Here is a 20,344-nt window from a genome sequence, read left to right on the forward strand (position 1 = left end):
GCCAGGTAGGGCGCGAAGGTGTGCATCCCGTCGGGGGCGACGGGCAGCAGGATGCGGACGAACCCGTAGGTGCCCATCGCGTGCCTGCGCGCCGCCGCCGGACCGGCGCTGGTGGACGCGGCCCGTACGCTGCCCACCTCGGGCCCGGCATCGGGCGACGGGCTGCTCCCGCGGGACCCGGCCGCCGCGATCGAGGCCGGGGCCTGGAACAAGGTGCCGGTCCTGATCGGGAGCACGCGCTCGGAGGCCCGGCTGTTCGTCGCGCTGACCCGGCCCGGGCTGACGGCGGAGGAGTACGCGCAACAGGTGCTGGCGAGCCATGGCACGGCGGGACCGGAGGTCCTGGCCCGCTATCCGCTCTCGGCCTACGGATCCCCGTACCTGGCGCTGTCGGCCGTCATGACCGACTCGACCTTCGCCTGTCAGACCGCCTGGACGGCCAAGCTGTTGGCTCGTCAGGTCCCCACCTTCACCTACGAGTTCGACGACCCGGACTCGCCGACCCTGGCGGGAGCCCAGGTGCCGGGCCTGGACGAGTCGAACGCGCACAGTGCCGAGCTGGCCTACCTGTTCGACTTCACCATGGGCGACCGGCCGCTGACCGCCGTCCAGACCGGGCTGGCGACCCGGATGAAGCGGTACTGGGGCGCCTTCGCCCACTACGGCGCCCCCGCGGCGGCGGGCCAGACTCCGTGGCCGGCGACGGACCCCGCCGGTACGGTCCTGAAGCTCGGCCCGACCGCCACCCGGCCGGACCGGAGCTTCGCCGAGGACCATCAGTGCGGGTTCTGGCGAACCCAGCCCTACCGGCCCGTGGGAGCGTGATCAGCCTCCCAGGGCCCGGCGGAGCCCGTGCCGGTCGGTGCCCAGTTTGGTGAACGCCGCCGACAGGAGCTCGGAGACGGACTGCGCGTCCGTCTTCAGCTCCGCGGCGATCGCCGCGTTGTCCAGGCCGAGCGCGGCGTGCCGGGCCGCCGCGCTCTCCGCCACGGTCAGGTTGTCCTGCTCGGAGGTGTGCAGCCGACGCGGGCGCAGCCCGGCCGACGCGAGCTGGGCACGGGCCCGGCTCACGAGCCCGTCCGCCCCGCACGCGGCGGCCGTCTCCATGCCCCGGTAGAGCTGCTGGGCCGCGTGGTGGCGGCTGCCGATCGTGTGCAGGGCCGTGCCGTGGTCGACGAGCGCGTTTGCCAGTTCGCAGGCCGCGGGGGACTGTTCGAGGTGGTCCACCGCCTCCTGGAGCAGGGCGGCGGCCCGGGCGGGATCGACGGTGGTGGCCGCGGCGACCCGCAGGGCGTGGCCGATCACGCTGGACGTGCCGAACGCCCGGGCGCGCGAGACCGCTTCGGCCGCGGTGGCCCGTGCCTCCTCGGGCTTGCGGGCCACCTGGCCCAGGGCCAGGTCGAGTTGCCAGGGACTCCACGAGGGGTTGCGCGCACCGCGCAGGTCCAGGCGCTTGCCCGCCGAGACGAGGTGGTGCTCCCCTTCCTCGACCCTGCCCCGGGCCAACAGGAGCTTGCCGAAGACGGCTTGCGGGTCCGGGTAGACGACAGCCTGGGGGAACCCGTCCGCCAGCTTGTAGGCGTCGGCGACCCGCTGGGCCTCGGCCGTGTTCCCGCGCGCCAGCAGGGTCTCGATCAGGGTGCCGATCGCGTACCACTGCGCCGGGATGCCCTGGCCGACGCGGTCGGCGATCTGCAGGCCGTTGCGGACGAAGTCCTCGGCTTCGGCGAGGCGGCCGCGCCGGTAGCGGACGTAACCGAGCAGGGTGTAGACGAACGACAGGTGCGCGCCGCGCCAGCCCTTCGCCTCGAACTCGACGATGCCGGTGTTGAAGAGGTCCTCGGCGCGGCCGGGCTGGTCGCAGTACATGAGGGTGAGCGCCACGACGGCGGGCACCTCGAACCCGAAGTCCTGGTCGGTCCAGCTGAGGCCCCCGTCGAGGGCCTGTTCGGCGTAGTCCAGGGCCGTGGTGGCCGGTTCGCCCCGCAGGACGGCGTCCCAGGCCCGCAGCCCCAGGATGTGCCGCTCGGGCAGACCGCGGCCGGTGAGCCGCTTGGCGAACTGGGCGAGGAGCCGGGAGCGGGCGGGCGAGTTCTCCTCGTCGACCCGGACCGAGTTCCACTTGAACTGTTCGGCCTGCATCCGCAGCCGGGTGCGCGAGCTGGTGGCCCGCCGGGCCTCGTCCGCGAGCAGCGCGGCCGCCTGGGCCAGCTGACCGGTGTGGCCGAGCGCCTGGGCGAGCCGGTAGGTGATCGCCTCGCGCAGGTTCTGTTCCGTCCTCGGCTCTTCCAGGGCGGCCCTGAGCTGGTTGATGGTGGTCGCGGGATCGTGCAGGAGGTTCGCGGAGCCGAGTTCGAAGAGCACCTCGGCCCGGTCCTCCACCTCCGGCGGTTCGCGCAGCGCGCGGGCCAGATAGCGGCGTGCGGCGTCGGGCGCGCCCGCGGAGAAGCTGTCGCGCGCGGCCTGGCGCAGCTGCTGCACCACCCAGGGGTCGCCCTCGGGGTGCATCTCCAGCAGGTGGCGGGCGGCGGCCGCGGCGCCGTGTCCGTCGTCGACCAGGGCCGTCGCGGCCATCCCGTGCATGGCGACGCGCACACCGGGCGGGATCGACCGGTAGACGGCGGTGGCGATGAGCGGGTGGAAGAACTCCACCACCTGCTTGCGCCGCACGCTCGTCATCACGGTCAGGATGCGCGCGTCACGCAGCTGGTCGATGGCTTCGGCGGTCTGTGCCTCGCCGAGGGCGGCGACACCGCCGACGATGTCGATCGGGACGGCGGTACCGAGGACGGCGGCGGCCCACGCGAGCCGGACGGTGGACGGCCCGAGCTGTTCGAGGCGGTCGATGAGACCACTGCCCTTGACCGCGGAGGCCAGGTCGCGCAGCTGGGGGATGCTGTCCTGGTGCGGCTTCAGCCCGCGGTCGCGGCCCTTCATGGCCAACTCGACGACCTCGAAGGGGTTTCCGCCCGTGATCGCCCAGCACTCGCGGCAGAACACGTCGTCGGCGTCCTCACCGAGCGCGTCGCGCACGATGCTCGCGACCGCGGTCGTGGTGAGGGGAGCCAGCTCGTGCGGACGCGATCCCTGGCGTCCCATGAGGGCGCGTAAAGCCGCCGCGTCCGCGGGGATCTCGTCCGGTCGGCAGGCCACCATGATCAGCATGGCCAGCTCTTCCGCCCGGGCCGTGAACGCCGTGAGCCACGCCAGGGACTCCGCGTCCGCCCAGTGCGCGTCGTCGACGACCAGGAGCACGGGCGCGCTGCGCACGGCCAGGTGCGTGACCACCCAGTCCAACCCGTCGCGCACGCCCTGCGGGTCGGGTGCCGTGGGGCCCTTCGGCGACGCGGTGAGACCGAGCGCCGGGGCGACGATGCTGTACCAACTGCCGAGCGCCTCGCGCCGCTCGTCCTCGCTCATGGCGGCGAAGGTCGGCTGGATGAGCTGGCGCATCACGTGGAACGGCACCTGCCGCTCCTGCTCGCCGCCGCGTGCGAACAGCACGGTGCAGGCGCGCTCGGACGCGAGCCGGCGCGCCTCCGCCAGCAGGGTGGTCTTGCCTATGCCGGCCGACCCGGCGAAGGTCAGCACACCTCCGCGACGGGCGGCCGGGCCTTGTCCGTGGCCCGTCGTACCGCACAGATCGTCCACCGCGCGGTGGATCGCCAGGACTTCGGATTCCCGTTCGAGCAGGGGCTGGGCCGCCCCTCCTCGTGGTTCCGTGACATGTGACACTCGTGCCCCCTCCAGCGCGTGCGCCCGAGTGTACGGCCCGGGGGGTGAGTTGTTCCGGGTTAAGTACATTCTTGCGGTATCTCGCCACCCGTACGAGGACAACCCTGTACCCTCGGCCGCCGCCGTGCCCCACCGGGACACGGCGACGGCCGTCAGCGCCGCGCCGCGGGGATCATCGGCAGTTCGCTGGGCTGGGGGATCCCCGCGGGCACTTCACGGACGGTGACGCCCGGGCTGGGGACCAGCCGCCACCGGGACGCCACGCTGGCCACCGCCGTCAGGATCTCCGCCACCGCGAACGAATCCCCGATGCACTTGTGCTGGCCGGCTCCGAACGGAACGTAGCGGTGAGCGTGCGGCCGTTCGTCGGCGTCCTCGTGCCAGCGGTCCGGATCGAAGCGCGTGGGATCGCGGAACAGCGCCGGGTCCCGGTGCAACGCGTGCGGGCTGTAGGCCAGTTCGGCCCCCTCCGGGATGGCGACGCCGCCGAGGGTCAGCGGCGCCAGCGCGCGCCGGGTGAAGAGCAGGGGTGAGTGCAGGCGCAAGGTCTCCTGGAAGACGCTGTTCGCGTACGTCAGCCGCGGCAGGTCGTCGGGGCGGACGGGGCGGTCGCCCACCACCGCGTCGACCTCCGCGTGCAGGCGCTTCTCCACCTCCGGGTGGCGGCCGAGCTCGTGGAAGATCCAGGACAGGGTGGTCGCGGAGGTCTCCGTACCGGCGAACATGATGGCGATCACCTCGTCGCGCACCTGCTCGGCGCTCATTCCCTCGCCGGTTTCCAGGTCCACGCTGGACAGCAGCAGGGACAGCAGGTCCTGCCGGTCCGCTTCGCCCGCTCCTTCCCCCTCACCCCCGCCCTTCCCCTTCGCCCGGCCGTCGCCGTACTGCTCGATCACCTGGTCGATGATCCGGCGCAGGCGCGCGGCGGCAGCGTCGAACCGCCGGTTGTACGGGATGGGCAGCCCGTCCAGGAACTTGGGCATGACCGCGCGGACGAGCATGCCTTCCAGGACGATGGGCAGCGAGCGGTGCACCTCGGCGACGGCGGGCCGGCTCATCTCCCCGGAAAAGATCATCTCGGCGACCGAGGAGAGGGCGTAGCGCCGGGCCTCCGTCACCATCGAAACCTCCCGGCCCGCCGTCCACGACGTGACCATCTCCTCCGCCTGACGGCACATCACCTCGGCGTACTCGGCGATGTGATGGCGGTGGAAGGCCGGTTGCATCATCCGGCGCTGCTTGCGGTGGAACTCGCCGTCGGTCGTCACGATGCCGTTGCCGAACATCGGGCGGAGCCGGTCGAAGATCCGCCCCCGGCCGAACTGCTGGGCCTGCTGGACCAGTACGGCGTGGACGTGGTCGGGTTCGGTCAGCACGTGGACGGGCCAGGTGCCGATGTCGATCCGGACGATGCCGCCGTGTTCGCGCAAGGACTCCAGGAACGCGATGGGCTCCCGCCAGAGCTGGAGCGCGTGGCCCAGGAGCGGTAACCGCCCGGGCACCACGGGTGCTTGGGCCGCGGTGTCCTGGTGCTCGACATGTGCCATGGGCCCACTCCCTGTCATGCCACGGAGACCAGGTCCGGGCGGGTGTACGCAGACTCCATCCCGGCCGCGAACCGTTCGTCGCTGTACCGCGTGCACTCGTAACGCTGCCACAGATCCGCGCCGATCATCCAGTCCTCGTAGCTGTGCACGACCCGGTCGACCGCGGCGCGCACGGACGGCCGCGTGGCGCCGTCCGCGTCCATGACCTCGAAGAGCCGTCGCCGCGCGACCAGGTACTCCTCGATGCGGGTCTGGATGTGTCCCTCGACCACCTGGACGGCGGCGGGGAGTGAGGAGCCGTCCCGGGCGGAGATGAGGGCGACGAGGTTGTTGTTGTCGCCGCAGGCGTGCTCCTTGGGCAAGGAGAAGACGTCGTTGCCCCAGGAGATGACGTCCAGGACGCTCGCGGTGAGGGTCTCGAACTCGGGCAGGTCGTGGACGTGTTGGGGCAGGTCGATGCCCAGTCCCGCCTCCACCATGTCCATCATCGGCAGTACTTGCGAACTGTGACGGCGCATCAGGATGTAGTCCTGGACCGTCGGGTGCCCGGTGGTACGGCGATTTCCGGCCTCCTGGTCCAAGGAGTGCAGCATGAGCGGGACATGGGCGCGGTAGCGGGCGGCCGTTCCCTCGGACATGCCGGCGAGGATCCGGTCGCACAGGTCGATGAAGCCGTTCACCAGCGGATTTCCGAGTGCGGCCGCCCCTGCGCTGCGCCCGGTCTGCAGATGCTCGGTGATGGCGTCGGTGACGGGCCGCCAGGCCGCCAGTTCACCCGTCCTGATGAGGTGGTCGTGCTGGTCGTCGAGGACGAACGACCATGCCATCCACTCGGCGAGCAGGACGACCCGCTCGTACGGGACCTCCCCGCTGACCCGGCCCGCGAGGTGGCCGAAGCCGATGCCCGCGAACTGGTCCACCGCGTCGCTGACCAGCTCCTGGCGGACCGCCCAGGCCGTGGCCTCGCTATTCGCCCGGGCGGCCTGTGGGTGCTTGGAGTTCCCGAACGGAAGGTGAAAATCGGGAACAGAGAATGAGCTGAGCTGGGTCATTGATCCCCCCACGGAAAGTCGGATTCGCCAATACCCGCTCAATGTACGATCACGATCGCCCTCACGACGCGACACACCCCCCTACTCCTGCGCCGCCAGTGACGACGGCACACTGCAACAAGCAGGGTGGGGACCGGTCATGGACTGACCTGATCCCGCCATGTGCGACCACATCAGGCCACCCAAGAGGTAATTAACTCTCAGGGCGGAGTGCACTGTCAATGTAGGACGACGGGGTATGTCGAATTCATTTCGCGGTTGTCGAAAGCATATTCATAGGGAATATGCGCACAGCACGGGCGCTTTCGTGCGCGTGCTCGACTGCGCGAAGCCGCGGGCGGCCCGGGGTGGCCGAAGACCGACGTCCCGCCGTCAGGGCGTGGGCGAGGGCGCGGGGGTGACGGCCGCGGCCGAGGGCGCCGCCGCCGGGGACGACGTCGAGGCAGTCGCGGGCGTGGCCGTCTGCGTCGACGTGGTCGTCGGTGTCGGCGACGGGCTCGCCGAGGGATCCGGCAGGCAGGTGACCTCGTCGCGCGGCGTGTAATGCGTGCGGTACGTCTCGCGCTTGACCTCGTGACCGCCCCGGACGAAGACGCGGTCGACCGATACGTCGAACCCCTCGAGCGGAGTCTGCGCCTCGCAGTCGGGGCCGGTGGCGGTGCGCTTGCCCGGCGGTGTGACGTGGGTGCGCGGGCCCCGGGTCGCGCGTATGTCGTCGTACTTCGGCGTGCCGCGGAGGGCGATGGTCACCGAGGTGTCCGTGGACGAGGCGCGGATCCGGACCGGGTGGCCGGAGTCGTTCCTCCAGCGCAGGTCGAGGGTGCCCCAGGCGACCGTGGCCTCGCGCCCCTCGGGGTACCGCTCGATGTAGAACGAGTGGGCCCCGTGCTCGACGGGGGTCAGGCCCGCGAAGAACATGGCGTTGTACATCGTGGTCGCGACGGCCGAGACACCGCCGCCCGGCGCCTTCACGTACCGCCCGTCGTTGATCATGATCCCGTCGACGAAGCCGTTCTGCTCGGTCCGCTCGCCGACCGTCTTGTTGAAGCTCCACGTCTCGCCGGGCAGCACCACGGCGCCGTCGATCAGCTCCACGGCGCGCGCGATGTTGTGGGTGCGGTAGGGCGCGGCGGGGAAGGCGACGGAGAAGGACGACAGCTGTCGCATGCCTTCGGCGGCGACCCCCGGTGCCGCCGGGACCACGGGGTGCTCGGCCGCCGTGGCCGAGCCGGGGACGAGGGCGCTGAGGGCGAGCGCGAGCCCCGCGCCCGCGGTGGTCAGGGCGATCCGCCTGGTGTCCGTCCGGCCGTGTGCGCGTCGCATCTCTCTCCCGGTGTGCTGGCGTGGTTCTGACGAGGCGCGGTTCTCGCGTCCCGTCGGTACCGATCCAGCCTGATCGCATTTTTGGCAAAAAGGGCAAAATGTGCGGATCCTCACGATGGGGAGGCGCTCAGTCGACCGTGTGATCGCGTGAGAAAAAACCAGTCCACTTGGTCCGGATTGGCTCTGTATGGCTCTTGCGGGGATGCCACAGGCTGGTGTGACCCGATTTTTGGCCCCTGGAGAGGATCCACCCGGTGTCCACCGCCCTGCCCCTGCCCCTGCCCCGCACCCCGCGCCGTCTGCCCCGTCGGCTGTTCCAGCTCTACCTCGGGCTGGCCGTCTACGGCGGGAGTTCGGCGCTCCTGGTCCGGGCGGGCCTCGGACTGGATCCCTGGGACGTCTTCCACCAGGGCATCGCGGAGCGCACCGGCTGGAGCATCGGCACGGTCTCCGTGGCCGTCGGGGCCCTGGTCCTGCTGCTGTGGGTGCCGCTGCGGCAGCGGCCGGGCCTGGGTACGGTGTCCAACGTCTTCGCGGTCGGCCTGGCCATGGACGCCACCCTGGCCCTGGTGCCGGACGTATGCGGCGCCGTCGCCCAGGGTGCGCTGCTGGTGGCCGGCATCGTCCTCAACGGCGTCGCCACCGGCCTCTACATCGCGGCCCGCTTCGGGCCGGGGCCGCGGGACGGCCTGATGACCGGCCTGCACCGGCGCACGGGCCGCTCGGTGCGGCTGGTGCGGACGGCGATCGAGCTGACCGTCCTCGGGGCCGGCTTCCTGCTGGGCGGCTCGGTCGGCATCGGCACGGTCGCCTACGCCCTGGCCATCGGCCCGCTCTCGCAGGTCTTCCTCCGCGTGTTCGCCCTCCGCGATCTCCCGGGGGCTCCCGCCGCTGAGCGGAAGCACTCCGAGGGCGCCCCGGCCGCCCAGCCCGTCTAGGCCACGTCTAGGCCACCGACCGGATGCGCCGGACCAGGACCGACCCCACCACCGCCAAGCCGCCCGCGAGTGCGTACAGGGCCGTGTATCCGCCGAGGTGGGTGACCACGGGGGCGGCGATCACCGGGGCCAGGACCTGCGGCAGTGCGTTGGCGATGTTGATGACGCCCAGGTCGCGGCCCCGGTCCCGCGCCGTCGGCAGTACGTCCGTGAGCAGGGCGAAGTCCACCGACGTGTACACGCCGAAGCCGACGCCGAGGATCAGCGAGGCGACGATCGCGCCCGTCCAGGTCTGCCACACGGCGAGCAGCAGCGTGGCCGCGCTGATGACCAGCCCCGACCAGATCACGTACGGCTTGCGGCGGCCGCTGCGGTCCGAGCGGACGCCGCTGATCACCACGGTCGCGAGCAGGGTGAGCGCGTTGAGCGCGGTGAGGATCAGCACGCCGGTGTCGGCGTCGTCGTCGTAGCGCACGGCGTCGGTCAGGTAGTACAGCAGGTACATCGTGCTGATGGAGTACGACAGGTTCATCAGGAACCGGGTGAGCCAGGCCCACCCGAAGTCCGGGTGGCGGCGCGGGTCGATCCAGAAGCCGGTGAGGAAGGTCCGCCACCGGAAGGCGGCCCGGGCGGCGGGGGAGAGGGCGGTGTCCCGCCGCATCAGGACGTACGGCACGGCCGCGGCCACCGAGAAGGCCGCGCAGGCCAGGTAGCCGACGCCGATCCCGCCCGCGACGGTGGCCAGCGCCGTGCCGACCAGGATGCCGAGCACCTGGGAGACGCCGAGCCAGCCGCCGACCAGACCGCGTCGGCGCCGCGGCACCTGGTCCGGTACGGCCGCGGTCAGCGCGGCGAACGACGCGTTCAGGGCGAGCTGGACCAGGCACCAGCCCGCGATGACGGCGGGGACGCTCCGGGCCAGGGAGAGCAGGGCCAGCCCGGCGGCGCCGCCCGCCGTTCCGGCGACCACCCAGGGGATGCGGCGCCCCACGCGCGCCGTCGTACGGTCCGAGAGCGCCCCGAAGACGGGATTGGCGACCATCGAGACGGCCGCGCCGAGGCCCGTCACCAGGGCGAGGGTGGCGGCCTTGTGGTCGGGGGTGAGCTGCTCCGCCTGGCGTGCCAGCAGCAGTTGCAGCGGGCCGAACCACCCCACCCACACACCCAGGTTGGCGAGGGAGAGCGCCCCCACCCACCGTCCATCCGCCGCGTCGGCGGTCGCCGTCGCGTCCCCCGCGAGGCTCACCGGCCGCCCTTGATCAGGTCGCGGTACCAGGCGTAGGACTCCTTGGGCGTGCGCTCCAGCGTCCCGTAGTCGACGTGGACGAGCCCGAACCGCTGCCGGTACCCCTCCGCCCACTCGAAGTTGTCGAGGATCGACCAGATGAAGTAGCCGCGCACATCGGCCCCTTCGGCCATCGCCTGGTGCAGGGACCGCAGATGGCCGTCGTGGTAGGCGATCCGGCGCTCGTCCTCGATCCGACCGGTCGCGGGGTCGGGCCCGTCGCCGTACGAGCAGCCGTTCTCCGTGATGTACAGCGGCGGCAGCCGGTCGCCGTAGCGCTCGCGCATGATCCCGAGCAGCTCGCGCAGCCCGTCAGGGACCACCGGCCAGCCGAAGTCCGTTCGGTCGTGTCCCTCGATCGGGCGGATGGCGAAGGGCAGGTCCGGCGGGATCTCGATGCCGCCGAAGTCGCCCGCCGGGGCGGCCGGTCGGGGGGCGCCGACGAGCATGGGGTTGTAGTAGTTGATCCCGTACCAGTCCAGCGGCGCCGAGATCGTCTTCAGGTCCTCGGCGACCGGGCCGGGGAGCAGCTCGGCCAGGCCGTCCGGATAGCCGCCGGTCAGCAGGGGGTCGGCGAAGAGCCGGTTCGTGAGCGTGTCGTACAGCTCGGCGGCCGCGCGGTCGGCGTCGCCGTCGCCGGCGGTCCAGACGGGGCTGTGCGAGGCGGCTATGCCGATGCCGCGGGCGCCCGCGGCGCGAAGCGCCTGGACGCCGAGGCCGTGGGCCAGGAGCTGGTGGTGGGCCACGGGCAGCGCGTCGAAGACGAGTCGCCTGCCAGGGGCGTGCTCGCCGAGGCCATAGCCGAGGAGCGTGACCTCGGCGGGTTCGTTGATGGTGATCCACAGGGGGACGCGGTCGGCCAGCCGCTCGGCGACCACCGAGGCGTACCGCGCGAAGTGCTCGGCGGTGTCGCGGCTGAGCCAGCCGCCCCGCTCCTCGAGGGCGAGCGGGGTGTCCCAGTGGAAGAGGGTGGGCGCCGGGGTGATCCCCGCGGCGCACAGCTCGTCGACGAGCCGGTCGTAGAAGTCCAGCCCCTTGCGGTTGACCGGCCCGCTGCCCCCGGGCAGGACGCGGGACCAGGACACCGAGAACCGGTAGGCGCCGACGCCGAGTCCGGCCATCAGGGCCACGTCCTCGCGGTAGCGGCGGTAGTGGTCGGTGGCCACCTCCGCATGCGAACCGTCCTTGATGCGGCCCCGCTCCCGGGTGAAGGCGTCCCACGAGGAAGGGCCCCGGCCGTCGGCCGTGGGGGAGCCCTCGATCTGGAAGGCGGAGGCGGAGACGCCCCAGAGGAAACCGGGCGGGAACGGGGGTACGGGCGCTGTCATGCCGGAACTCTCGGGCCCTGGAGGCGGGCCTGTCAATGGAAAGTGAACAATCCTCAAGTTTTCCGGCCCTCGAAGCCATCCGGTACGGGGAGGTCGAGCACGCGCGGGCGGAGGTGGTGCTCGCGGTGTGAGCGCCGTGAAGACCGGACCGGGCGGGTGTACCCGGGCCAGGGGCGGGCAGGCGGCGCCATAGGAGAGCGGAGCGGGAGACCGGAGCGACGAGAGCCAGGTGCGACGACGGTGAACGAGCGTGCGGTGCGCAAGAGCGGGCCCGAGGCCCCGTCCGACGCGGCCGACGCCCGGGCCCTGGTGGCCGCCCTGCTCGACGCCGGGCCCGGCGCGTCCGGCGCTCCCGTGAGCGAGGCGACCGTCGCGGACGCCCTGCTGGTGACGTCCGAGCTGGTCACCAACGCCTTCCGGCACGGCGGCGGCCTCGTCGGCTTCGAAGCCGAGATCGACCCGGATGCCGAAGCCCTGGACCTCACGGTCACCGACCACAGCAGCGAGCTCCCGCACCTCGCACCCGGCCGCACCATCCTGTCGGGCGAGAAACCGGGCGATGGCTCGGGCGATGGCTCGGACGGCGTATCGGGCGATACGAGGCGCGACGCGTCGGCGGCAGCGCCGACGGGCGCGCCGACGAGCATGACCGAAGGCGGATTCGGGTGGCCCTTGATCCGCCTTCTCGCCGACTGGGTGTCGGTGGCCCGGCTGCCCACGGGCGGCAAGAGCATCCGGGTACGCCTCAGGCTGCACTGACGCGTGGTGCGAGCGCCCGCCGGGCGGGTCGCGGTACATGGAGCGGGCCGTCCGGGGCACACGGGCCCTCGCAGACTTCAGCAGCGAGGGAAAGGCCGCAAGATGTCACACGTCGAAGAGCACGTCGAAGTGAACGTCCCCCTGCGGACGGCCTACAACCAGTGGACCCAGTTCGAGGAGTTCCCCGCCTTCATGGAGGGCGTCGAGCGGGTGGAACAGCGCGGCGACACGCTCACCCACTGGGTGACCAACGTCAACGGGGTGGAGCGCGAGTTCGACGCGCGGATCACCGAGCAGCTGCCGGACCGGCGCGTCGCGTGGATGAGCGTCAGCGGTGACGCCCGCCAGGCCGGGCTGGTCACCTTCCAGCCGGTCGATGCCACCACCACCCGGATCGAGCTGCACCTGAACTGGGCCCCCGACGGCATCGCCGAGAACGCCGCCGACAAGCTCGGCTTCGTCAAACGCCAGGTCAGCGGCGACCTCAAACGCTTCAAGATGTTCATCGAATCCCGCGGCGTCGAAACCGGCGCCTGGCGCGGAGAGGTCTGAGACGGTGGGCGCGGCGGGAGCGGCGCGAGAGGGCATACGGACGGCCTCCCGAGGCGGGACCGGCCGCGCGGTCACCGCACGCTGCGGGCTGGTGGCGCGGGGGGTGCTGTACGTACTCACCGGCCTGCTGGCCGTCCGCATCGCCTTCGGGGAAAGCGCCGGCGAGGCGGACCGGCAGGGCGCCCTGCAGACCCTGGCCGGGCAGCCCTTCGGCAGGGTCATGGTCTGGGCGGTCGGCGCCGGGCTGGTGTGCATGGTGCTGTGGCGCCTCTCGGAGGCGGTGTTCGGCGCGGCCGGACCGCACGGCGACACCGCGGGCAAGCGCCTCGCCGCGGCCGGTCGCGCCCTCTTCTACGCGACCGCCGCGTACTCCGTCCTGTCCTTCGCCGCCGGCTCCGGCGGCGAAGGCTCCGGCGACGAGCAGTCGCGCGACATCACGGCGCGGGCGCTGCAACTGCCCGCGGGCCAATGGCTGGTGGGCGCCGCCGGGATCGGTATCGCCATCGCGGGCGTGACCATCGCCGTACGCGCCGCGCTCCGCCGCTTCCGCGATCACCTGCGCATGGGCGGGGTGTCCGCCGGGTGGCGCCGGGCCGTCGACTTCCTCGGCGTGGCCGGCGGAGTCTCCCGCGGCGCGGTCTTCGCCGTGGCGGGAGGCTTCGCCTGCTACGCCGCGTGGACCTACGACCCCGGCCGGGCGCGCGGGGTGGACGACACCCTGCGCGCCTTCACCGGCACGCCGGCCGGGCCGTGGCTGATGGTGGCGGTCGGCGTCGGGCTGATGCTGTTCGGCGTGTTCTCCTGGGCGATGGCCCGCTGGCGCGAGGTCTGACGGCCGCCCGGGGCCCCGGCTCCGGCCCCGCCCCCGGGCCCGCGCCGCTCAGCTGACCTGGATGCCGATGAGGCAGGTGTCGTCGTCCGTGTCGGAGCGGCTGTCGGTCAGCAGCCGGTCGAGCAGACCGTCGAGATCGGCGGCCCGCCCGGACGCGGTGTCCATCAGGTGCCCGAGAGAGTCCTGCACCGAGGAATCCCGCCGTTCCACCAGCCCGTCGGTGAACATCAGCAGGGTGTCCCGCGCCTCGAGCTGCACCTGCCGCTCCGCGTAGGTGGCGTCCGGGAGCGCCCCGAGCAGCAGGCCCTCGATGAGCGGGAAGGCGTGGGCCCGGCCGTCGCGCAGCAGCACCGGCGGCAGGTGGCCGGCCCGCGCCCAGCGCAGGATCCGCGTGTGCGGATCGAAGAGCCCGCAGACGGCCGTGGCTGTCACCTGCTTCGCCAGATGGTGGGTGACGATGTTGAGCCACGACAGGAGCTGGGCGGGCCCCGCGCCCGTGACGGCGAGGCCGCGCAGCGCGTTGCGCAGCACGACCATGCCGGTGGCGGCCTCGATGCCGTGCCCCGCGATGTCGCCGACGGACAGCAGCACCAGCCCCGACGGCAGGATCACCGTGTCGTACCAGTCACCGCCCACCAGCGACTCGGTCTCGGCGGGCCGGTAGCGCACGGCGACCCGCAGCCCCGGCGCCTCGATGGCGGGCGGGGTCGCCGGCATGATGGCGTGCTGGAGCTGCAGGGCGAGCCGGCTGCGCTCGGCCGACTCGGCCTCGGTGTGGGCGAGTTGGTCCCGGGTGGCGGCCAGCGCGACCTCGGTCCAGTGCTGGGAGGAGATGTCCTGGTAGGCGCCGCGTACGGCGTGCAGCCGCTGGTCGGCGTCCAGGACGGGTTCGGCGATGACCCGGATGTGGCGGGTGATGCCGTCGGGCCGCTGGAGCCGGAAGTCCACCGACGCGGGCCGCCGGTAGCGGAGCACGGCCCGCAGGAAGCGCGCGAGGGCGGCCGAGTCGTCGGGGTGCGCGTACGTCGGCAGGTCGCGGAGGGAGACCGGGGCCGCCGTCGGCGCGAGCCCGTGCAGGGCGTACAGCTGCTCGCTCCAGGTGATCCTGCCCGCGGTCAGGTTCTCCTCGAACCCGCCGATGCGGCCCAGGCGTTGCGCGTGCTGGAGGAGGCTGGCCAGCCGGGCCGTCTCGTCCTCGATCCGCCAGATGAACAGGACCGCCGCCCCGTGACGGCTGATGCTGATGTCGGCGACGGTGGTGAGCGGGACCTGGTCCACGAGCGCGGTGAGGTTCATGCGCTGGGCGCGGAAGGGCTCGCCGGTGGCGTGGACGCGCTCGATGGTGTCGAACAGCCCGCTGTCGCCCGCGGCCATCGGATAGGCCTCCAGGAGCAGCGCGCCGCCCACGTCGCCGCGCGGGCGGCCCACGGGGTCGACGAACTTGCTGCTCACGTGGCGGATGCGGAAGTCACCGAGCCGCCCGGCGTGGTCGAGCACCGGGGTGAGGACCATGGCCGGGTCGTGCAGACCCTCGGAGAGATCGATCAGCTCCGCGACGTCCGGCAGGATGACCTCCGACGGCGCGCCGCCGTGCGGGGGCCAGATGTCCATGGTGAGCGCGCAGAGTTCGGCGAGGGCCTCGATCTGCCGCTCCACCTGGGGCGACCGGGAGTGCGGCGGCAGCGGCTCCGGCCAGCACACCTCGAGGACACCGTGGATGCGCCCGCCGGTCCCGGCGGGGACCGCCATCCGCCCGCCGTCCGGCCACTGGAGACGCCCGATCGAGGGCGGCCCGTCCTTGCCCGGGGCGGCCAGGGTCACCGTCCCGCGCTCGCGCAGGGCGAGGCGCGCGACCGTCGAGACCCCCGGCGGTACGTGCCGCCAGCGCGCGGCCTCCTCGGCGGGGAACCCGGCGTGCCCCGCGAGGGTGAGCGAGCCGTCCGGCACCGCGGTCCACACGGCGACCGCCACCGCCCCGAGCGAGGTGAGCGCGTTCGTCAGCAGGGACTCGGCGACCGCCTGGGTGTCTCCGGCGGCCAGCGCGCCGCTCTCGGCGGTGCGCAGCCGCACCGCCGCGCCCGGGTCCTCCGGGGGCGGGCCGGGGACGCCGATCCGTTCGACGAACGCGGCGGCGGCGTCGCCGATGTGGTCGCGGGCCGCCTGGTCCACGATGTCGGCGGCCAGCTCCAGCGGCGAGAGCCCGGACTGGCGGCACAGATCCTCGAGCTGACGGGCCGCGGCCGCCGGGCTGCAGTGCAGTCGGCCGATGAGGATGCCCTTGGCCAGCTCGATCAGCGCCCGGCCGTCGGCCGCGGCGTGCGCCGCCCGTACTTCCTCGCGCAGCCGCCCGACGGTCGCGACGAGCCGCCCCAGGGCGGGCGGGGTGGACGGCCCGGACGGGGCCTGCCGGGGGACGACCGGCGAGGCCCCGGCGACGGGCGCCTCGTCCGGGGCCCGCCGCGGGGCGTCGGGCTTGTTCACGGTGTGATCCAGCGCCGCACGCGGTCGATCAGATCGTTGGCGTCGACCGGCTTGGTCACGTAGTCGCTCGCCCCCGCGGCGAGGCTCTTCTCCCGGTCGCCGGGCATCGCCTTGGCGGTCACCGCGATGATCGGCAGGTCGGCGTAGCCGGGCATGCCCCGGATCTCCGCCGTGGCGGCGTAACCGTCGAGTTCCGGCATCATGACGTCCATCAGGATCAGGTCCACCCCGCGGTGCGCGGTGAGGGTGTCGATGCCCTTGCGGCCGTCCTCCGCGTGCAGCACCCGGATGCCGTGCAGCTCGAGGATCCCGCTCAGCGCGTAGAGGTTGCGCGCGTCGTCGTCCACGACGAGGACGGTGCGCCCCGCGAGCCCCTCGTCGGCCCCCCAGGGGGCGGCGGCCTGCGGCAGCGGCTCGTCCGCCCGGACCAACGGCAGTACGTCCCCGGGCTGTTCGGCCGACAGGTGCAGCGCGATGCGCTCGCGCAGCTCGTCCAGGCTGGACAGCAGCTCCATGTGCAACGACTCGGCGCGCGTGCGCAGTTCCCGCTCCTGGCCGGGGTTCAGCCGGCGGTTGTCGTGGGCGAGGACCGGCAGCGAGGTCAGCGCCCCGTCCCCGTCGAGCGCGTCGAGGAAGCGGAGCGCTTCGCCGCCGGGCATGTCCAGCTCCAGGACGACGCAGTGGAAGGGCTCGGAGGCCAGGGCCGCCGCCGCCTCCCGGGAGTTCGCGGCGTGCACCACCTGGATGCCGCCGCCCCGCTCTCCGCCCAGCTCGCGGGCCGGGGCGAGCTCGCGGGCGGCGCTCTCGGCGACGAGGGCGAGCAGACCGTTCGGGCGCTCCTCGATGACGAGGAGGCGGCGGGCCTGGCGCGGCGCCGCGGGCGAAGAGAGCGCGGCGCGGCGCGGATCCGGGAGCGGGGGCGCCTGGCCGCCGAAGGGGCGGCGCGCGTCGGCCGGCTCCGGGTGCTCCTCGTAATCGGGCCGGCTGACCGGCAGGTAGAGCGTGAAGGTGCTGCCCTGCCCGGGCGTGCTCTGGGCGGTGACCGCGCCGCCGAGGAGGTGGGCGATCTCGCGGCTGATGGAGAGCCCGAGGCCGGTGCCGCCGTACTTGCGGCTGGTGGTGCCGTCGGCCTGCTGGAACGCGCCGAAGACGGAGCCCAGTTGCTGCTGCGGGATGCCGATGCCGGTGTCCCGGACCCGGAAGGCCACCATCGCCTGCTGGCGCGGGACCCCCGGGGGCAGCGAGGCGGCGGGCGCGCGCTCGATGTGCAGCGCGACGCTGCCGCGCTCGGTGAACTTGACCGCGTTGGAGAGCAGGTTGCGCAGCACCTGGCGCAGCCGGGAATCGTCCGTGAGCAGGTCGTCGGGCGCGTCGGCGGCGGTGGTGACGGTGAAGTCCAGGCTCTTCTGCGTGGTCATGGGCCGGAAGGTCGCCTCGACGTACTCCAGCAGCTGCGGCAGCTGGACCCGCTCGGGGTTGATGTCCATCTTCCCGGCCTCGACCTTCGACAGGTCGAGGATGTCGTTGATCAGCTGGAGGAGGTCGGAGCCGGCGGAGTGGATGATCCCCGCGTATTCGACCTGCTTCGGCGAGAGGTTGCGGGTGGGGTTCTGCGCGAGCAGCTGCGCGAGGATCAGCAGGCTGTTGAGCGGGGTGCGCAGTTCGTGGCTCATGTTGGCCAGGAACTCGGACTTGTACTTGGAGGCCAGCGACAGCTGCTGGGCGCGGTCCTCCAGCTCCTGGCGGGCCTGCTCGATCTCCAGGTTCTTGGCCTCGATGTCGCGGTTCTGGCTGGCGAGCAGGGCCGCCTTCTCCTCCAGCTCCGCGTTGGACCGCTGCAACTCGTCCTGCTGGACCTGGAGTTCTTCCGACCGGGCCTGCAATTCGCCGGTCAGGCGCTGGGATTCGCCGAGGAGTTCATCGGTCCGGGCATTGGCGACGATGGTGTTGACGTTGACGCCGATGGTCTCCATCAACTGGCCCAGGAAGTCCCGGTGCACGGGGGTGAAGGCGCCGAAAGACGCGAGCTCTATCACCCCGAGGACCTGGTCGTCCACCACGATCGGCATGACCATCAGGCTGCCGGGCGTGGTGTGCCCGAGCCCCGAGGAGATGATGTAGTCGCCGGGTACCTGGTCGGCGGCGATGATCCGGCGGCTGCGGGCCGCCTGCCCGACCAGGGACTGGCCCAGGGCGAAGCGGGTGCCGTTCACCGTGGCGCCCGAGCGCCCGTAGGAGCCGACGAGGGTGAGCACGGTGGTGTCCGCCGCGTCCTCGGCGAGGTAGAAGGCGCCGTACTGAGCGGCGACGAGCGGGGTCAGCTCGTCCATCACGAGTTCGGCGACGACCGCGAGATCGCGGTGGCCCTGCATCAGACCGGAGATCCGCGCCAGGTTGGACTTGAGCCAGTCCTGTTCCTGGTTGGCCCGCGTGGTCTCGCGCAGCGAGCCGACCATCGAGTTGATGTTGTCCTTGAGCTCCGCGACCTCGCCCGAGGCGTCCACCGTGATCGACCGGGTCAGGTCGCCCTCGGCGACCGCGCTGGCGACCTCGGCGATCGCCCGTACCTGCCGGGTGAGGTTCCCGGCCAGCTCGTTGACGTTCTCGGTCAGCCGCTTCCAGGTACCGGAGACGCCCTCGACCTCGGCCTGGCCGCCGAGCCGGCCCTCGCTGCCCACCTCGCGCGCGACGCGGGTGACCTCCGCGGCGAACGACGACAGCTGGTCCACCATCGTGTTGATCGTCGTCTTGAGCTCCAGGATCTCGCCCCGGGCGTCGACGTCGATCTTCTTCGACAGGTCGCCGTTGGCGACGGCCGTCGTGACGAGGGCGATGTTGCGGACCTGCCCCGTCAGGTTGTTCGCCATGGAGTTGACGTTGTCGGTGAGGTTCTTCCAGGTGCCCGCCACGTGCGGGACGCGGGCCTGGCCGCCGAGGATCCCCTCGGTGCCGACCTCGCGGGCCACGCGCGTGACCTCGTCGGCGAAGGCGGACAGGGTGTCCACCATCGTGTTGATGACCCCCGCGAGGGCGGCCACCTCGCCCTTCGCCTCCACCGTGATCTTCTGCGACAGGTCGCCCCTGGCCACGGCGGTGGCCACCTGCGCGATGGAGCGCACCTGCCCGGTGAGGTTGGAGGCCATCACGTTGACGTTGTCGGTGAGGTCCTTCCAGGTGCCCGAGACCCCCCGGACGGTCGCCTGGCCGCCCAGATTGCCCTCGGTGCCGACCTCGCGGGCGACCCGGGTGACCTCGTCCGCGAAGGCGGAGAGCTGGTCGACCATCGTGTTGATGGTCTCCTTCAGCTCCAGGATCTCGCCGCGGGCGTCGACCCGGATCTTCTGCGTCAGATCGCCCTGGGCCACCGCCGTGGTGACCTCGGCGATCGAGCGCACCTGAGCGGTCAGGTTGTCGGCCATCACGTTGACCGATTCGGTGAGGTCCTTCCAGGTGCCCGAGACGCCCTTGACGTCCGCCTGGCCCCCCAGGCGGCCCTCGGTGCCGACCTCGCGGGCGACCCGGGTGACCTCGCCGGCGAAGGCGGAGAGCTGGTCGACCATCGTGTTGATGGTCTCCTTCAGCTCCAGGATCTCGCCGCGGGCCGTCACCGTGATCTTCTGCGAGAGATCGCCTTCGGCCACCGCGGTCGCCACCTGTGCGATGGACCGCACCTGGGCCGTGAGGTTTCCGGCCATGAAGTTGACCGAATCCGTGAGGTCGCGCCAGGTGCCGGAGACGCCCTTGACGTCCGCCTGGCCGCCCAGGATGCCCTCGGTGCCCACCTCCCGGGCCATGCGCGTGACCTCGCCGGAGAAGGAGGACAGCTGGTCGACCATGGTGTTGATCGTGTTCTTGAGCTCGAGGATCTCGCCCCGCGCGTCCACCGTGATCTTCTGCGAGAGATCGCCCTGGGCCACCGCCGTCGTCACCTGGGCGATGTTGCGGACCTGGTCGGTGAGGTTTCCGGCCATGAAGTTGACCGAATCGGTGAGGTCGCGCCAGACGCCTCCGACACCCGGTACGTCGGCCTGGCCGCCCAGCGTCCCCTCGGTGCCGACCTCGCGGGCCACCCGCGTCACCTCGGACGTGAACAGCGACAGCTGGTCGACCATCCCGTTGAAGACGGTCGCGATCTCCCCGAGCAGCCCCTCGGCCTCCTTGGGCAGCCGGGTGCGGAAGTCCCCGTCGCGCACGGCCGTCAGCCCGGCCAGCAGTCGGCGCAGCTCGGACTCGCCGATCCCGCCCCCACCCTCCGGTACCTCCGAGGCACCGCTCAGGGACCCCGAGCCAGACAGCTCAGCCATCAGACAACCTCACTCTAGTGACGACCATCACAGCGCGAAGCGCGTGCCTGCGGTCGCCGGAACCAATGCGAGAAGGCTAGCGCCCGGCGGGGGACGGCGGACGTGTGTCGATCACACCGCGCGCGCAACGCTACGTCAGGCCGACGACGCGCATGTGACGGGGGTGGTGGGGTAGCCGACTCGGCACGGAAGCTTCCGCCGGCGCGGC

At 72.3% G+C, this 20,344-nt stretch carries 13 protein-coding genes; 5 read left to right on the plus strand and 8 right to left on the minus strand.

The annotated features are described in order from the left end of the window. The first annotated feature begins 111 nt into the window (after positions 1-111). Positions 112-825, plus strand: a complete 714-nt coding sequence (locus tag ABT084_RS33675) for a carboxylesterase family protein (protein ID WP_502969255.1) — start codon at positions 112-114, stop codon at positions 823-825. Here ABT084_RS33675 and ABT084_RS33680 read toward each other — a convergent pair whose 3' ends face one another. The 4 genes from ABT084_RS33680 to ABT084_RS33695 form a co-directional block, all read right to left on the minus strand. After that, a complete protein-coding gene (locus ABT084_RS33680; protein WP_351052316.1) occupies positions 826-3,735 on the minus strand; it encodes an ATP-binding protein in 2,910 nt (969 codons plus the stop codon). It lies immediately after the preceding gene. A gap of 152 nt (positions 3,736-3,887) precedes the next feature. Next, positions 3,888-5,282, minus strand: a complete 1,395-nt coding sequence (locus tag ABT084_RS33685) for a cytochrome P450 (protein ID WP_351052319.1) — start codon at positions 5,280-5,282, stop codon at positions 3,888-3,890. Between the two features lie 14 nt (positions 5,283-5,296). Further along, a complete protein-coding gene (locus ABT084_RS33690) occupies positions 5,297-6,334 on the minus strand; it encodes a terpene synthase family protein (RefSeq protein WP_351052322.1) in 1,038 nt (345 codons plus the stop codon). Between the two features lie 372 nt (positions 6,335-6,706). Continuing rightward, a complete protein-coding gene (locus tag ABT084_RS33695; protein WP_502969256.1) occupies positions 6,707-7,657 on the minus strand; it encodes a VanW family protein in 951 nt (316 codons plus the stop codon). 254 nt (positions 7,658-7,911) lie between these two features. Between ABT084_RS33695 and yczE the strand changes: the two genes are divergently transcribed. After that, positions 7,912-8,595: a membrane protein YczE gene (yczE, locus tag ABT084_RS33700; RefSeq protein WP_351052325.1), complete on the plus strand. Its 684-nt coding sequence runs from the start codon at positions 7,912-7,914 to the stop codon at positions 8,593-8,595. A gap of 7 nt (positions 8,596-8,602) precedes the next feature. Here yczE and ABT084_RS33705 read toward each other — a convergent pair whose 3' ends face one another. Together ABT084_RS33705 and ABT084_RS33710 are read right to left on the minus strand one after the other, a co-directional pair. Further along, positions 8,603-9,841: an MFS transporter gene (locus ABT084_RS33705; protein WP_351052328.1), complete on the minus strand. Its 1,239-nt coding sequence runs from the start codon at positions 9,839-9,841 to the stop codon at positions 8,603-8,605. Then, positions 9,838-11,208, minus strand: a complete 1,371-nt coding sequence (locus ABT084_RS33710; RefSeq protein ID WP_351052330.1) for a GH1 family beta-glucosidase — start codon at positions 11,206-11,208, stop codon at positions 9,838-9,840. Before ABT084_RS33710 ends, ABT084_RS33705 begins: the two co-directional genes overlap by 4 nt. A gap of 240 nt (positions 11,209-11,448) precedes the next feature. On the opposite strand from ABT084_RS33710, the gene ABT084_RS33715 reads away from it, so the two are divergent. From ABT084_RS33715 to ABT084_RS33725, 3 genes are all read left to right on the plus strand, one after another. Beyond that, entirely contained in the window at positions 11,449-11,967 is a 519-nt protein-coding gene (locus ABT084_RS33715) for an ATP-binding protein (RefSeq protein ID WP_351052333.1), read from the plus strand. Positions 11,968-12,069: 102 nt separating this feature from the next. Further along, complete coding sequence (locus ABT084_RS33720; RefSeq protein ID WP_351052336.1) at positions 12,070-12,519, plus strand: SRPBCC family protein; 450 nt, start codon at positions 12,070-12,072, stop codon at positions 12,517-12,519. 4 nt (positions 12,520-12,523) lie between these two features. Then, positions 12,524-13,351, plus strand: a complete 828-nt coding sequence (locus ABT084_RS33725) for a DUF1206 domain-containing protein (protein ID WP_502969258.1) — start codon at positions 12,524-12,526, stop codon at positions 13,349-13,351. A gap of 48 nt (positions 13,352-13,399) precedes the next feature. Here the strand turns inward: ABT084_RS33725 and ABT084_RS33730 are convergent, their stop codons facing one another. Together ABT084_RS33730 and ABT084_RS33735 are read right to left on the minus strand one after the other, a co-directional pair. Further along, complete coding sequence (locus tag ABT084_RS33730) at positions 13,400-15,832, minus strand: SpoIIE family protein phosphatase (protein ID WP_351052339.1); 2,433 nt, start codon at positions 15,830-15,832, stop codon at positions 13,400-13,402. Further along, on the minus strand, positions 15,829-20,136 hold the full coding sequence (locus ABT084_RS33735; protein ID WP_351052342.1) for a HAMP domain-containing hybrid sensor histidine kinase/response regulator: 4,308 nt from the start codon (positions 20,134-20,136) through the stop codon (positions 15,829-15,831). The genes ABT084_RS33730 and ABT084_RS33735 overlap by 4 nt, the downstream gene beginning before the upstream one ends. Between the last annotated feature and the right edge of the window lie 208 nt (positions 20,137-20,344).

Origin of the sequence: Streptomyces sp. NPDC002138, from assembly GCF_040296485.1 — a bacterium.
GTDB lineage: Bacteria > Actinomycetota > Actinomycetes > Streptomycetales > Streptomycetaceae > Streptomyces.

Coding starts and splice junctions, on each gene's coding strand:
- ABT084_RS33685 (WP_351052319.1), bottom strand. CDS start 5,282: ATGGCACATGTCGAGCACCAGGACACCGCGGCCCAAGCACCCGTGGTG.
- ABT084_RS33690 (WP_351052322.1), bottom strand. CDS start 6,334: ATGACCCAGCTCAGCTCATTCTCTGTTCCCGATTTTCACCTTCCGTTC.
- ABT084_RS33695 (WP_502969256.1), bottom strand. CDS start 7,657: ATGCGACGCGCACACGGCCGGACGGACACCAGGCGGATCGCCCTGACC.
- ABT084_RS33710 (WP_351052330.1), bottom strand. CDS start 11,208: ATGACAGCGCCCGTACCCCCGTTCCCGCCCGGTTTCCTCTGGGGCGTC.
- ABT084_RS33720 (WP_351052336.1), top strand. CDS start 12,070: ATGTCACACGTCGAAGAGCACGTCGAAGTGAACGTCCCCCTGCGGACG.
- ABT084_RS33735 (WP_351052342.1), bottom strand. CDS start 20,136: ATGGCTGAGCTGTCTGGCTCGGGGTCCCTGAGCGGTGCCTCGGAGGTA.